The organism is Paracoccus sp. PAR01 (assembly GCF_014851995.1).
In the GTDB taxonomy this organism is placed as follows: domain Bacteria; phylum Pseudomonadota; class Alphaproteobacteria; order Rhodobacterales; family Rhodobacteraceae; genus Paracoccus; species Paracoccus litorisediminis.
Genome location: NZ_JACVAW010000001.1, coordinates 908,766 through 923,532 on the forward strand (window position 1 = coordinate 908,766; position 14,767 = coordinate 923,532).

The 14,767-nt window shown below is 62.7% G+C and carries 13 protein-coding genes; 5 read left to right on the forward strand and 8 right to left on the reverse strand.

All coding sequences use genetic code 11. The features are described 5' to 3' along the window. The 8 genes from IB235_RS04620 to cysQ form a co-directional block, all read right to left on the reverse strand. Entirely contained in the window at positions 1-1,704 is a 1,704-nt protein-coding gene (locus IB235_RS04620) for a beta-1,6-N-acetylglucosaminyltransferase (RefSeq protein ID WP_225612069.1), read from the reverse strand. Positions 1,705-1,709: 5 nt separating this feature from the next. Beyond that, entirely contained in the window at positions 1,710-2,678 is a 969-nt protein-coding gene (locus tag IB235_RS04625; RefSeq protein WP_155038406.1) for a glycosyltransferase family 2 protein, read from the reverse strand. A 75-nt stretch (positions 2,679-2,753) separates the two neighbouring features. Further along, positions 2,754-4,016, reverse strand: coding sequence for a glycosyltransferase family 1 protein (locus IB235_RS04630; RefSeq protein ID WP_192335825.1), 1,263 nt, complete (start codon positions 4,014-4,016; stop codon positions 2,754-2,756). After that, positions 4,006-5,004, reverse strand: a complete 999-nt coding sequence (galE, locus tag IB235_RS04635) for a UDP-glucose 4-epimerase GalE (RefSeq protein ID WP_192335826.1) — start codon at positions 5,002-5,004, stop codon at positions 4,006-4,008. Before galE ends, IB235_RS04630 begins: the two co-directional genes overlap by 11 nt. A 1-nt stretch (position 5,005) precedes the next feature. Beyond that, positions 5,006-5,896, reverse strand: coding sequence for a UTP--glucose-1-phosphate uridylyltransferase (locus tag IB235_RS04640; protein ID WP_155038409.1), 891 nt, complete (start codon positions 5,894-5,896; stop codon positions 5,006-5,008). Positions 5,897-6,043: 147 nt separating this feature from the next. Then, positions 6,044-7,249 (reverse strand): glycosyltransferase family A protein, encoded by a 1,206-nt coding sequence (locus tag IB235_RS04645; RefSeq protein ID WP_192335827.1) that lies wholly within the window; start codon positions 7,247-7,249, stop codon positions 6,044-6,046. Between the two features lie 5 nt (positions 7,250-7,254). Continuing rightward, positions 7,255-8,055, reverse strand: coding sequence for a 3-deoxy-manno-octulosonate cytidylyltransferase (locus IB235_RS04650; protein WP_192335828.1), 801 nt, complete (start codon positions 8,053-8,055; stop codon positions 7,255-7,257). Between the two features lie 3 nt (positions 8,056-8,058). After that, complete coding sequence (gene cysQ, locus IB235_RS04655; protein WP_155038412.1) at positions 8,059-8,856, reverse strand: 3'(2'),5'-bisphosphate nucleotidase CysQ; 798 nt, start codon at positions 8,854-8,856, stop codon at positions 8,059-8,061. Positions 8,857-8,982: 126 nt separating this feature from the next. Between cysQ and IB235_RS04660 the strand changes: the two genes are divergently transcribed. The 5 genes from IB235_RS04660 (at position 8,983) to petA (ending at position 14,766) form a co-directional block, all read left to right on the forward strand. Continuing rightward, positions 8,983-9,804, forward strand: a complete 822-nt coding sequence (locus tag IB235_RS04660) for an ABC transporter permease (protein WP_155038413.1) — start codon at positions 8,983-8,985, stop codon at positions 9,802-9,804. Positions 9,805-9,979: 175 nt separating this feature from the next. Beyond that, on the forward strand, positions 9,980-11,896 hold the full coding sequence (gene dnaK / locus IB235_RS04665; protein ID WP_192335829.1) for a molecular chaperone DnaK: 1,917 nt from the start codon (positions 9,980-9,982) through the stop codon (positions 11,894-11,896). 81 nt (positions 11,897-11,977) lie between these two features. Next, complete coding sequence (dnaJ, locus tag IB235_RS04670; RefSeq protein ID WP_155038415.1) at positions 11,978-13,138, forward strand: molecular chaperone DnaJ; 1,161 nt, start codon at positions 11,978-11,980, stop codon at positions 13,136-13,138. Positions 13,139-13,195: 57 nt separating this feature from the next. Continuing rightward, the gene (gene radC / locus IB235_RS04675) at positions 13,196-13,993 is read left to right on the forward strand and encodes a DNA repair protein RadC (protein WP_155038416.1); all 798 of its coding nucleotides are present in this window, start codon (positions 13,196-13,198) and stop codon (positions 13,991-13,993) included. Between the two features lie 200 nt (positions 13,994-14,193). Beyond that, positions 14,194-14,766, forward strand: coding sequence for a ubiquinol-cytochrome c reductase iron-sulfur subunit (gene petA / locus IB235_RS04680; protein WP_192335830.1), 573 nt, complete (start codon positions 14,194-14,196; stop codon positions 14,764-14,766). The last annotated feature ends 1 nt before the right edge of the window (position 14,767 follow it).

Consider the following 14,767-nt stretch of genomic DNA (forward strand, 5'->3'; position numbering starts at 1 on the left):
TCAGATGTTTTCCTTTTTGGGCATGGTATCGGCGACGGGAAATTCACCCATCAATTGCGGACGCAGGCCGGCATTGCGCAGCCGTTGCAGGAAGCGGCCCATGCCGGCGATCTCTCGCATCTGCGGCAGGTTCGCGGCTGCTGCGGGTTCTCCGCCAAGGTCGCGCAGGATATTGCGCATGACCCCCGAGGGCCGCGAGCAGAAATCACCCAGATCCCAGACCCGCGTCCGCGCCTTGAGCCAGACCGAATTCAGGATGTCGATCTGGGCCAGCTCGATGCGCTGCAGCTTGGCCGCAACCCGGCGGATATCGTCGAAAGGCATCCCCGAATGCAGCAAGGGCACGGCCCATGCCCCGGTGATGACAAAGATCTGCGCATTGGGGTCGGTGGCCATGAACCAGTTCAGGTCCTGACTGTCGCGCGGGCTGTATTGGACGATCTGTTCGCGCTGCGAGATGCGGATCAGGTTCGCGACAAAGCCGCGCTGGTCCAGATCGCGCAGCGCGGCGCTGTCCGACAACCCCCCCGGCCCGATCGGCATGCGCCCGGCAAATTCGACGCCATGCTTTGACATCACATGGCCATGCACATCGGCATCGATGCGGTCGGCCAGCCATTCCTCGAAATCGGGGAACAGGTCGCTAAACCCCTGCATCACCGCATAGGACCCCGAGGTCTTGCCGTTTTCCGCGTCCTTGCGGGGAAAGCGGCTTTGCATATACAGCCCCGGCCGCCCCAGCTTGCGCCGCGCCACCGCCTGCCCGATCATCCGGTCGACCCGCTCCGGCTGTGGCTCGGCCGCCGAGGCTTCGCCAATCAGCGGGCGCGGGAAATGCGCGAAAAGCCCGGTGGCATTCGGCCAGATCTTGCGCGCGACAAAGCAGCCCGATTCCTCAAGCAACTGCCGATGGTCGTTGTAGAAGATATAGGGTTTGCCCTGCCCGTCGAACTTGGCCAGCGTCAGCGACCGGCTTTCGATCTGGGTCGAATGCCGCCGCGCCAGAGTCTGGAAATAGCTTTCATCGGGAATCCAGACCCGGCTGAAATAGCGGTCGAATTCCGGCCGCCTGCGGTCCGCCAGAATGGCGTGCAGGGTCGGACGGGTCAGGCACCACCATTGCGAACCCAGATGCGGCACCAGCCCCTCGGGGATATGGCGGCGGAACTTCCAGCGCCGCTGCAGCGCGACATAGCGGTCGAACAGTTTCCGGTGGCGGCGATAGGCAAAGGGGAAGCGCATGGTGAAGCGCTCTTCGTTCAGCCCGCCGACGGTCCAGCCGACATCCGCCGCCGTCACGCTTTCGATGAAATCCCGCGTCGGATGTCGGGCAAGGAAAGCGCGCAGATCCGCGACCGGGCGCAGCGGCAGGCAGGACCCCGAGACGACCATGACATGGGTGATATCCTCGAACCGGTCCAGCAGCAGGGCAGCCGCATCCTGCGTCGCCCGCACCAGACTGAAGGCGCCCCATTCGCAGCGGTGGCGGCGCGAATAGACGATGTCCTCATGCCCGGCCAGATCGGCGCGCAGGGTCGCCACCTCATCGGCGGGGGCATTGGCATCGATATGGATCGCAACCACCGCCCCACCCGCTGCCCAGACCTGCGCCAGCTTGGCCGCACGCGGCAGCTCATTGTGGCACAGCATGACAATGCCCAGCCGGACATGCGCCGCCGATGAGGGCTGCGACGGATCGGACATCGCGTTCACGCCCAGTTCCCCTTCGAGATCAGGCCGAGATTTTCAAGCTGCCGCCAATCCTCGAAGCGGCGCGACTCGTCGCACCAGAAATCCTGACTTTCCTGCAGGCCCGAATGGTAGGCCATATATTCCTGGCTGTCGGAATAATGCTGTCGCCGCTCGAGTTCCTCGGCGGATTTGGTTTCAAAGGTCGACAGGAACTTGGCATGAAGCAGGCAGCCCGAGGCCTTCTCTCCGCCATCTTCGTCATAGACCACATTCAATGAGCGGGGCAGCAGCATGTGGGTCGAACTGACATAGACATAGGATCGTTCCCAGCGCACCAGCGGGATCTTGTTCAGCGCCGGCCCCTGTTCGGGATTGTCGCGGAAAAACGCCCGGCAGCGCGGACCGCCCTGAATCCACAGGTTCCAGTATTCGCCATTCTTGCGGATCGTGTAATTCGCCGGGTCAAACCAGCTGGCGATCTGGAACGGGTCGCCGCCCTCAAGATAGGGCTGCGCGGCGATCTGGCCCTTGGGATACATGTCCAGAAGCATCGCCGAGAAGGATTTCACCGTCGAGGCATCCAGCCAGTCGGTCAGCGCCTTGATCGGGCGGGAATCGTGATGCGGATAGATCAGGAATTCGTCGGGATCGACGGTCAGGCACCAATGACCCGCGCCATAGCGGTACAAAAGCCAGTTGATCCAGTCGATGCCAAATCGCGATGCCTTGTAGCTGTCATGCGTCGACCAGACCGAGACATCGGGTTCTTCGGCCAGATATTCCAGCCCGCCATCATCCGAGCCGTTATCCACGACCAGAAAATGCTGGATGCCCATTCGCCGGTAATATTCCAGAAAATAAGGCAGCCGGATTTTCTCATTGCGGATCGTCATGAACAGCAGAATGTCGCTGCGGCGAATACGCTTGGTGCGGTCCGCCACCGGACGCAGGCGACGCCGACGACGGATCGCGCGGACCAGCAGCATTTGCCGCCGGCCGCGGAGTCGTAAATTTCGCCGAAGTTTTTTGAAAAGGCGCAGCACGGGCACTCTTCGCTAATTTTAGCTGGGAATAACCTTCGCCACCCTGACGTGCAATCGTTCGCGCATTGCTGAGCAAACTTGCGCGAAATGTGCTGGCCATTGCGGCACAGGCAGCGGCGTCATCCGCAAGGGCAGCGCACCGGCCAGCAGCGAGACCGCCCCCGCCCATGCCCGGTGATCGTCGGGGGAAAGATAATGCGCGTAATCGCCCAGCAGCTCGCGCGCGGGTGGGATCGGGCTGCAGATGACCGGCACGCCACGGGCGGCGGCCTCGGTCAGCGGCAGGCCAAAACCCTCGGCCCGGCTGGGCATCAAAAGTCCGTGTGTGCGCTCCAGCAACTCTGCGACCGCACCATCATTGAGCGCGGAAAACTCGCGCACCGCGCCATCGGGGGGGAGGCGGTCCAGCCGGGCAAAGACCTCGCGGTTTTCCCAGCCCCGGCGGCCAATGATGTATAGGCGCGGCAGGCGGGCCGCAGGCATGCGCCGGGCCAGTTCGTCCCAGGCATCCAGCAGAAGCGCGTGGTTCTTGCGCGGCTCGATCGTGCCCAGGGTGATGAAGAAGGGGCGTGACAGGTCCAGCCCAGCAGGCAGACCTGCCCCGGATGCGGCCTGAAGCCGGGTGCCAATCCGCGCGACGACGACCGGCGCGGTGGACTTCACCCCCAGCGTCTTGCGCCAGCGCAGCACGTCGGACTGGCTGGATTCCGAAATGGTCATGACCAGATCGGCCTGCCCCAGCGCCGCCACCAGTCGCTTGCGAAAGAGCGCCGTCGTTCCCTTACGGGTAAACTCGGGATGATCCAGCGGGATGGTGTCATGGATCAGGATGGTCCGTAGCAGCGGCGCCAGATGATGAAGCAGCGGGCGGGTCAGATTGCTGTGACCGACATTCAGATAGGCCACCTGCGGCCCCAGCTTTTCGGTCACGAAGCCTGCAATGCCGCGCCCTGTCGAGCGCGCGGTCAGCAGCGCCATCTTGCGCAGGGCGACGCTCGCCCGCACCGTGGCCCCGCGCCTGCCGCGCAGGCGGTCGATCAGCCGGGGAGGCGGCAGGTCCCCCAGCGCCCCGGCCAGCCATTTCCGGATCGCGTACCCCGCCTCGGGCGGCAGGACAAGCTGCGCACGCGGCACGCGGGCCAGCAGCAGATGCGGAATTTCCGCATCATGCAGATGGGCCAGCCACTCGGCCTCGACACGGTCGATGCCTGTCGCCGGCCCCTTGCCAAGGCGCGAGATCAGTCTTGAGACATCCAGCAGGATCGCCGGATCAGCGCTCATATCCGCCGTTCTGGTGCCAGCGCCACGCATCGCTGATCATCTGCGGCAGGGTCGAGCGTTCGGGATTCCACCCCAACACCGCCACGGCCTTTTCGCTGCCCGAGACCAGTTTCACTGCGTCACCGCCGCGACGCGGACCCTCATTCAGCGGAACCGGGCGGTTGGTGACATGGCGGGAATGGTCGATCACCTCGCGCACGGAAAATCCGTTACCGGTTCCCAGGCAAAAGACATCATGCGCGCCCGCAGCGACCTTGCCGTCCAGCAGGTGCTTCAGGCCCAGAACATGCGCATCGACCAGATCCATGACATGGACATAGTCGCGGATGCAGGTTCCGTCCTGCGTCGGATAATCCGTGCCGTGGATGGTCAGCGCGTCGCGCTTGCCGTCGATGGCATCCAGGATCAGCGGGATCAGGTGGGTTTCGGGCTGGTGGAATTCGCCCACCTCGCCATCGGGATCGGCACCTGCCACGTTGAAGTAGCGGAAGATGACCGATTTCAGCCCGTCAGACGCACCGAAATCCTTCAGCATGTCCTCGATCGCGCGCTTGCTGGCGCCATAGGCGTTCAGCGGCAATTGCGCGGTGTTTTCGTCCAACACCACGCCATCATGATCGCCATAAGTCGCGCAGGTAGACGAAAAGACGAAGTTCCGCACACCCGCGGCCAGCGTCGCCTCGATCAGACTGAGCGAGGCCGAGACATTGCCGCGCCAGTACTTGCCCGGCTCGCGCATGGCTTCGCCGACCTGGCTCAGTGCCGCGAAATGCATCACGGCGATCGGCTTATGAGTGGCAAAGACCTGATCCAGCCGGGCGCGGTCCATCAGGTCGCCCTGCTCGAAGGGACCGAATTTCACCGCATCCTGCCAACCGGTGCAGAGATTGTCATAAGTGACGGGGGTGAAGCCCGCATCACGCAACGCCTTGCAGGCATGCGAGCCGATATAGCCCGCACCGCCCGTTACCAGAACCTTCTGCGACATCTTATTCTGCGGCCCGGCGCATCGCCATGACATCGGCCAGATATTCGCTGAACTCGTCTTTCAGCTCATCGCGGGCAAGGCCAAAGGCCACGGTCGCCTGCAGGAAGCCCGCCTTCGAGCCGCAGTCGAAGCGCTGACCACGGAAACGCAGGCCGAACACGTCGCGGCCTTCCTCGATCTCATCGGCGATGGCGTCGGTCAGCTGGATCTCGCCGCCCGCGCCCTGCTTGAGTTTGTTGAGGTTCTCCATCACCGTCGGCGCAAGGATGTAGCGGCCGATCACGGCAAGGTTCGACGGCGGGTTTTCCTTGGGCTTCTCGACCATGCCCTTGGCGCGGACGATCGCGCCCATGTCCTCGGCCACGTCCAGAACGCCGTAGGATTTGGTCTTTTCGGCCGGAACCTCCATGGTCGCAACCATGGTGCCACCGGTTTCCTGATAGGCCTCGATCATCTGCTGCAGGCAGGGCGGCTCGCCCATGATCACGTCATCGGTCAGGATGACGGCCACGGCCTCGTCGCCGACCAGACGGCGGGCGCACCACACGGCATGGCCCAGACCAAGGGCCTTGTGCTGGCGGATATAGGCGATGGCGCCGCTATCCATGTTGGTCGAGCGCAGAATTTCCAGAAGGTCGTTCTTGCCCGCTTTTTTCAGGCTCGATTCAAGCTCATGCGAGTGATCGAAATAATCTTCCAGAGCGCCTTTGCCGCGCGAGGTAACGAAAATGAATTCCTCGATTCCTGCGGCGCGGGCTTCGTCGATCGCGTATTGGATCAGCGGACGGTCGACCAGCGTCATGATTTCCTTGGGAACGCTTTTCGTCGCCGGTAAAAAACGCGTCCCAAGGCCTGCAACCGGGAAGATAGCTTTGGTAACTTTGCGGCTCATGGAACGGGTCTCCTGTGTCAGTGCCGAGGCAGCGAAGATTATGACGCTTCGCCGGTTAATGCACAATAATTGCGAAGGCAGTGTAATAGTTCAGTCGAATTAAGAAAAGTTAAGCGCTCGTGCACAAGATGGCAGAATTCTGCCCATTTAATGCTGCGTCGCGGCAAAAAAGGCACGCTCGCGTAGAATCCGGGCGGAAGGTCGCATGGTTATTACTGTTGAATCACCTGGTTGCGATGGACCCCATGCCCCGCCGCTTTGTTCCCACCACCCGCCGGAATGCAGCATTTTCCGGTGCGGAATGAAGGATGGCGTCAAAAGCAGGATCAATGGCGCGGCCCCTTTGGCCACGGCAGCAGCTGCCTGTTTTCGCAGCACGCGGCGCTGCCAGTACCAACCCGACAGGAAAAGCGGCGCGGCAGGAGCAGCCTGAAAATGCAAGAAATCGGGAGGAGACTCGGCTGCCCACTTGGGCGGAGCGGCGTTGACGCCGGCACCTTCGGCCAGACCCATATCCAGCGTGCGCAACACCGACCCCACAGCCAAGGGGTCCAACCTGCCTGCCACCATATGTCGCAGCAATCGGACCCGCTGCGCATGGCGCAGCCAGGAAACGTCGCCACCGTGGCGCGCGGCAAAGATTGCAGCCGAACGCCCGATGGCCTGCAGGTCCGACGGCACGCCCGCCGCCGCACGGGCCACACCCGGCGCAAGTCCGTGGATGACCTCGGCCTCGGGGATGACGGCTGTCAGCCCCTCGGGAAACTGTGCCGCCAGCCGCAGGTTCACATCGCTTTCATCAAGAAAATAGGCAAAGGACGGATCGAAGCCGCCGATCGCAGTCAGGGCGCTGCGACGAAACGCACAGTTCGTGCCGACCGTGCTGATCGCCGCGCCGTTTTCCGGGCCAAGCAATGTGGGCGATGTGACCGGGATCGCGCGTCCTTGCCCCGAGGCATTGATGCGCTCGGCCCGGACCTGCCAGCTTAGCCCATCGGGTCCGCGCGTGAAGCCGGTCGCAGCAATGACACGGGCATCCTCAAAGGGCTGGGTCAGCCGCTCGATCCAGCGCGGCGCGGCCAGTGCATCGTCATCGATAAACAGCACAATATCGCCCGCAGCCTGGGCAATCCCGGCATTGCGCGCGGCGGAAATATTGGGTTCGTCGAACCTCACCCGCTTGATGGCCAGATCCGGCCGCAACCCCAGCGATGGCGGGTCGGCGACCAGGATCAGTTCGAACAGCGGATGGGTCTGGCGGCTGAGTGCCGCAAGGCAGGCCTGCAGCTCGCGCGGACGCCCGCGCGAGACCAAGATGACCGAGGCAGGAATCCGCGACGACCCGCCGGGCACAGCGCTCAGGCGATGCCCATGCGCTGCATCATCGCTTCCAGCTTTTCCACGTCCGAGGGGTTGTTCAGTTCCCAGAATTCCCGCCCCCGTGCTTCGACCTCGACGCAGAGGATCTTGCGACCGCGCTCAAGGAAACGCAGCTGCTCCAGCCCTTCCAGCGCCTCCAGTCGGCCCTCGTCCCATGTCGGGTATTCGGCCAGCGCCTCGGGGCGATAGGCATAGACGCCGACATGGTGAAACACCGGCGTCGGATCGTTCGGCCCGAACTCAGCCGCGGCAAAGGGAATCACTTCCTTCGAGAAATAGAGCCCGCGCCGGTCATGGCCGAAAACCGCGGTGGTCCCGCCAACGCGACCCGCCACGCGATCCGCAATCAGCTCCGAACGCATCGCGCCCGAGCAGCGCAGCACCGGGGTCGCAACATCGGCACCGGGGTCTTCGCGCAAGCCGCGAACCAGTTCCTCGACGAACCACGAAGGCGTCAGCGGCGCGTCGCCTTGTAGGTTCACGACGATGTCATGGGACAGGCCCAGATTGGCGACAGCCTCGGCGCAGCGCTCGGTCCCGTTGCGCGCCTCGGGCGAGGTCATCGCGACCTCGGCCCCAAAACCTGCGGCATGGTCGCGGATGCGACTGTCATCGGTGGCGACGATCACGCGGTCGACGCCTTCGACGGCGCAGGCGGCCTCCCAGCTGCGACGGATCAGGGACAGACCCTCGCCGGTGGCACCGCGCAGTTCGACAAGGGGCTTGCCCGGATAGCGCGTCGAGGCGTGGCGGGCAGGAATAACGATGACGACAGACATTGATCAGCCTTTGACCAGTAGCACGCCCGGGGCAAAGGCGATGAAGAAGGGATTTTCGAAGCCCGGCTTGCCATAAGCCAGCGCGCTGTGATCGTCAAAGCGCACGACCTCGCCGCCGGCACCGCGCAGGACCGCATCGCCCGCCGCCGTGTCCCATTCCATGGTCCGGCCAAGACGCGGATAGAGATCGGCCTCTCCGGTGGCGACCAGACAGAATTTCAGGGACGAGCCTGCCGAGGTCATGTCGCGCACGCTATAGCGCGAAATATAGTCATCGGTCGCAGCGTCACGATGCGATTTCGAGGCGACGACCATCAGACGGCGGTTGTCGGGCATCGAATTGACACCGATCGGGGCGACTTCTCCGGGGGTGTCGCCGAAAGGCCCCTTTTCCTCGACCGAACCGCCACTGGCGACGGTGTAGAACAGCCGCTCCTTGGCCGGGGCATAGACCACGCCGAAGCGCGGCTTGCCATTCTCGACATAGGCGATGTTGACGGTGAAATCGCCGCGACGCTGGATAAATTCCTTGGTTCCATCCAGCGGATCGACGATCAGGAACGTCGACAGAGTCTGGCCATGCGTGTCGGCCTGCTCCTCGGTCACCAGCGGGATATCGGGGAAGGCGGCGCGCAGCCCCGCCGAGATCAACGCATCCGCCGCCTCGTCCGCTTCAGTCACCGGAGACGAGTCGGATTTCGCGCGGACTTCGAAGTCCTCGGCATTGTAGATCCGCATGATCTCTTCGCCGGCCTTGATGGCCAGACGGCGCATTTCGGAAATCATTACATCGAATTGCATGGACTTTCCCTTTCGTCGCAACCACCCATCGGGCAGGGGCGATTGAATGCAGCTGTTCGGTTTCTTATGATGCCACCGAATGCGCAGGGCAAGCGCCCGCTCGCGCCAGTAAAGGAACCGGGCCTGATGTTCGTCCAGCGCCGCAGCCGCAACATGTTCGAAGCCGCGTTCACGACGCTGGCGCTAATCTATCATGTGACGGTCAACAATCTGCGCAAGACGCAGCGCAACGCCATGGTCGGGCTAGTCATGACCATCGTCCAGTCGCTGCTGATGATCGTCGGATTCTACCTGATCTTTGCGGTGGTCGGGGTAAGGAGCTCTCCGATCCGAGGAGACTTCATCGTCTACATCATGACCGGGATCTTTATGTTCATCACCCATACCAGGTCCATTGGCGCGGTATCGGGGGCGGGCAATCCCACGAACCAGATGATGAAGCACGGTCCAATGAGCACGGCGGTGCTGATTTCCGCCGCGGCGCTGGCGGTGCTTTATCAGCAGACGATCTCGGCCATAGTTATCCTGTCGGCCTATCACTACATGATGCAGCCGGTGCATATCGAACAACCGCTTGCCTGTTACGCGATGCTGCTGCTGGCATGGTTATCGGGCTGCTGTATCGGGCTGATTTTCCTGTCTCTGCGCCCGTGGTGGCCGCAGGGGGCAACTGTGATGACCGGGTTTTACCAGCGGATCAACATGGTCTTTTCCGGCAAGATGTTCGTTGCGAACACCATGCCGACGTTTCTGTTGCATTCCTTCACTTGGAATCCACTGTTTCACATCATCGACCAGACGCGCGGCTTTGCCTTCATCAACTATTCGCCGCGCAACTCGTCGCTGAGCTACCCGATCTACTGCGTGATCGCGCTGCTGATGATCGGGCTGATGGCCGAATTCGTCACTCGTAAATCGGTTTCGGTCAGTACGATGGCGGGACGCTAGGGCGGCCCGCCTCAGGGCCAGATTCTCGCGCCCACTTAGCTTGCAGGCGGTTTCAGCCCTTCCTATATAGCCCCAAGAGTTTGGAGGGCTTCCCCTCCGGTCAATCCAGGGATCGGGCCGTGGGGGCCTTTTCAGGACCCAAAGCCCAGAATATCGCCGTAAGAAAGGTTATTGCATGTCTAAAGTCATCGGCATCGACCTCGGGACCACGAACAGCTGCGTCGCCATCATGGACGGCAGCCAGCCCAAGGTCATCGAGAATTCGGAAGGCGCGCGCACGACGCCTTCGATCGTCGGTTTCACCGATAGCGAACGCCTTGTCGGCCAGCCGGCCAAGCGCCAGGCGGTCACCAACCCGTCGAACACCGTCTTCGCCGTCAAGCGCCTGATCGGCCGCCGCACCACCGACGCCGAAGTCGAGAAGGACAAGAAGCTTGTCCCCTACAACATCGTCGACGGCGGCAATGGCGACGCATGGGTCGAAGTCCGTGGCGAGAACTACTCGCCCAGCCAAGTTTCCGCCTTCATTCTGCAGAAGATGAAGGAAACCGCCGAATCCTATCTGGGTGAGCCGGTGACGCAGGCCGTCATCACGGTTCCCGCCTATTTCAACGACGCCCAGCGTCAGGCGACCAAGGATGCCGGCAAGATCGCGGGTCTTGAAGTCCTGCGCATCATCAACGAGCCGACCGCAGCCGCACTGGCCTACGGTCTGGACAAGAAAGAATCGAAAACCATCGCGGTCTATGACCTTGGCGGCGGCACCTTCGACATCACCATTCTGGAAATCGACGACGGCCTGTTCGAAGTGAAATCGACCAACGGGGACACGTTCCTTGGCGGCGAAGACTTCGACATGCGCATCGTCAACTATCTGGCCGACGAGTTCAAAAAAGAACACGGCGTCGACCTGACCAAGGACAAGATGGCCCTGCAGCGCCTGAAAGAGGCCGCAGAAAAAGCCAAGATCGAACTGTCCTCGGCCAGCCAGACCGAGATCAACCAGCCGTTCATCTCGATGGACAAGAATACCGGCACGCCGCTGCACATGGTCATGAAACTGACCCGTGCCAAGTTGGAGAGCCTGGTTGCCGACCTGATCAAACGCACGATCAAGCCGGTTCAGGATGCGCTGAAGGATGCCGGCCTGTCGAAAGGCGACATTGACGAGATCGTTCTGGTCGGCGGCATGACCCGCATGCCCAAGGTGATCGAGACCGTCAGCGAATATTTCGGCAAAGAGCCCCACAAGGGCGTTAACCCGGATGAAGTCGTGGCGCTTGGCGCTGCCATTCAGGCCGGCGTTCTGCAAGGCGACGTCAAGGACGTGGTCCTGCTGGACGTGACGCCGCTGTCGCTGGGCATCGAGACGCTGGGTGGTGTTTTCACCCGTCTGATCGACCGCAACACCACGATCCCGACCAAGAAGTCGCAGATCTTCTCGACCGCCGAGGACAACCAGAACGCCGTCACCATCCGGGTCTTCCAGGGTGAGCGCGAAATGGCTGCGGACAACAAGATGCTGGGCCAGTTCAACCTTGAAGACATCCCGCCGGCACCGCGTGGCATGCCGCAGATCGAAGTCACTTTCGACATCGACGCGAACGGCATCGTCTCGGTTTCGGCCAAGGACAAGGGCACCGGCAAGCAGCAGAACATCACCATCCAAGCCTCGGGCGGTCTGTCCGACGAGGATATCGAACAGATGGTGAAGGACGCCGAGGCCAATGCCGAAGCCGACAAGAAGCGCAAGGAACTGGTCGAGGCCCGCAACCAGGCCGAAAGCCTGATCCACTCGACCAAGAAATCGCTGGAAGAGCATGGCGACAAGGTCGATGGCTCGACCGTCGAAGTGATCGAACTGGCCATCGGTGCGCTGGAAGATGCGCTGAAAACCGATGACGCCGGCAAGATCAAGGGCGGCATCCAGAACCTGATGGACGCTTCGATGAAGTTGGGCGAAGCCATCTACAAGGCCAGCCAGTCCGAAGGCGCTGACGCCGGTGAGCCCGAAGACGGCCCGCGCGGACGTGACGAAGATGACATTGTCGACGCCGATTTCGAAGATCTCGGCAACGACAAACGTAAGTAAGCGCATGTAAACGAACCGGCCGGCCCGCAGCATTCAAGGCGCGGGCCGGCTTTCTCTTGAAGGACCCCGGACGCGATCGACATGGCGAAACGTGACTATTACGAAGTGCTGGGTGTGACTCGGGGCGCCTCTGCCGACGAGATCAAAAAGGCCTATCGCACCAAGGCCAAAGAACTGCACCCCGACCGAAACAAGGACTGCAAGGTCTCTGAAGCCGCGTTCAAGGAAGCGAACGAGGCCTATGAGTGCCTGAAGGACGACCAGAAGAAAGCGGCCTATGACCGCTTTGGCCATGCCGCCTTTGAAAATGGCGGCGGCGGCTTTGGCCGTGGCGGCAATGGACATGGTGATTTCGGCTCGGCCTTTGCCGATGTCTTCGAAGACCTGTTCGGCGACATGATGGGCCGGCGCGGCGGTGGCGGCAATGGCCGTTCGCGCGCCAGCCGAGGTCAGGACCTGCGCTACAACCTGCGCGTCTCACTGGAAGAGGCCTTCACCGGCACGCAAAAGGCGATCTCGGTCCCCGGTTCGGTCGCCTGCGGCGGCTGCAACGGCACCGGCGCCGAAGGCTCGGTCGAACCCGCGACCTGCCCGACCTGCTCGGGCATGGGCAAGGTCCGCGCCAGTCAGGGCTTCTTTACCGTCGAGCGCACCTGCCCGACCTGTAACGGTCAGGGCCAGATCGTCAAGAATCCCTGCAAGCAATGTCAGGGTGCCGGACGGATCGAGAAGGAGCGCCAGCTTTCCGTCAACATCCCCGCCGGGGTCGAGACCGGAACCCGCATCCGTCTTGCCAGCGAAGGCGAGGCCGGGATGCGCGGCGGCCCCTCGGGCGATCTTTATATCTTCATCGAGGTGCAGGAGCATCCGATCTTCATCCGCGACGGCCGGATGCTGGCCTGTCAGGTGCCGGTCAGCATGATCTCGGCCGCGCTTGGCGGTGAGATCGAGGTTCCGACCATCGACGGCGGGCGCTCGCGGGTGAAGATCCCGCCGGGAACGCAATCGGGCAAGCAGTTGCGCCTGCGCGGCAAGGGCATGCCTCCGCTGCGCCACGGCCCCGGCATGAATGGCGAAGCGGGCGACATGCTGATCGAGCTGTCGGTCGAAACCCCGGTGAACCTGACCGCGCGCCAGCGTGACCTGCTGCGCGAATTCGAGGCGATCCAGGCCGACAACAGTCCCCAAACCCAAGGCTTCTTTCACAAGATCAAGGGCTTCTGGGACGAGATGAAGGGCTGACGCCCCAAACGGGCCGGATTAACGGCCCGTTTACCACGCCTGTGGCAGCATTCGGGCATGGACCCGAATCGCTCATTCAACGAAGCCCCATTGCCGCTTTTCGCACCGGTCGCCTCCCCCGCGGCCGGTCCAGCACCCGCCAGCGACGAAGTGACGCAGGCGGCGCTGCTATCCGGGCGACTACCCAGCTACATCTCCGACCATCGCAAGCGTCTGCGCGACCGTTTCATGCAGGGCGGGGCCGAGGCCATGCCCGATTACGAGTTACTGGAACTGGTGCTGTTCCGGGCGATTCCGCGTCAGGATGTGAAACCCCTCGCTCGGCAACTGATCGACACCTTCGGGGACTTCAACCGGGTGCTTTCAGCCTCGGTGCCCCGGCTCAAGGCCATTCCCGGGGTCGGTGATTCCGTCATTCAGGAACTGAAGATCGTCGAGGCGGCGGCCCAGCGTCTGGCGCGCTCGCGCGTCATGCACCGCCCGGTGCTGACCAGTTGGGACGCGTTGCTGGATTACTGCCACACCGCCATGGCGCATGGCGAGATCGAGCAATTCCGCGTGCTTTACCTTGATCGCAAGAACGTGCTGATCGCCGATGAGGAACAGGCCCGCGGCACCGTTGACCATGTCCCCGTCTACCCGCGAGAGATCATGCGCCGGGCATTGGAACTGACCGCCAGCGCCTTGATCCTGGTCCACAACCACCCTTCCGGCGATCCGACGCCCTCGCAGGCCGACATCACCATGACCACCCGCATCTGCGCCGCGGCCGAGGTCATGGGCATTACCGTCCATGACCACCTGATCATCGGCAAGTCGCGCGAACTCAGCTTTCGTGCCGAAGGGCTGCTGTGACCCATCCGCAGTGATCGCACCGCGTGGAACCCGAAACCAAAATCCCACACCTGCGCGGGGTTGCGACCTGCTGCCCTACCCCCCGCGCTAGACTGACAGAAATTTGACCGCTACACATTCGCCAGGGAGGGGGAAGTGCACATCACGGCCCCACTCTGTCGTATCGGCCCCTCACCGGGGCAAGAATGGAGATCAGACCCGTGTCCCACGCAGACGACCACGCAGGAGACAGCGGTGCCACCCGGAGGGATTTCCTCTATTTCGCGACCGCCGGTGCCGGCGCCGTCGCGGCCGGCGCTGCCGCCTGGACCCTTGTCAACCAGATGAACCCTTCGGCCGACGTTCAGGCGCTCGCCTCGATCCAGGTCGATGTCAGCGGCGTCGAGACCGGCACCCAGCTGACCGTCAAATGGCTGGGCAAGCCCGTGTTCATCCGCCGCCGGACTGAAGATGAGATCCAGAAAGGCCGCGATGTCGAGCTGAACCAGCTGATCGACCAAAGCGCCGAGAACGCCAACAAGCCGGACGAACCCGCGCTTGACCAGAACCGCACCCTCGACGAGGCGGGCGAGTGGCTGGTCATGCTGGGGGTCTGCACCCATCTGGGTTGCGTCCCGATCGGCGATGGCGCCGGCGATTTCGGCGGCTGGTTCTGCCCCTGCCACGGCTCGCATTACGATACGGCGGGACGCATCCGCAAAGGCCCGGCACCGCAGAACCTGCATATCCCGGTCTCTGTCTTCGTCAACGAAACCACCATCCAGTTGGGCTGAG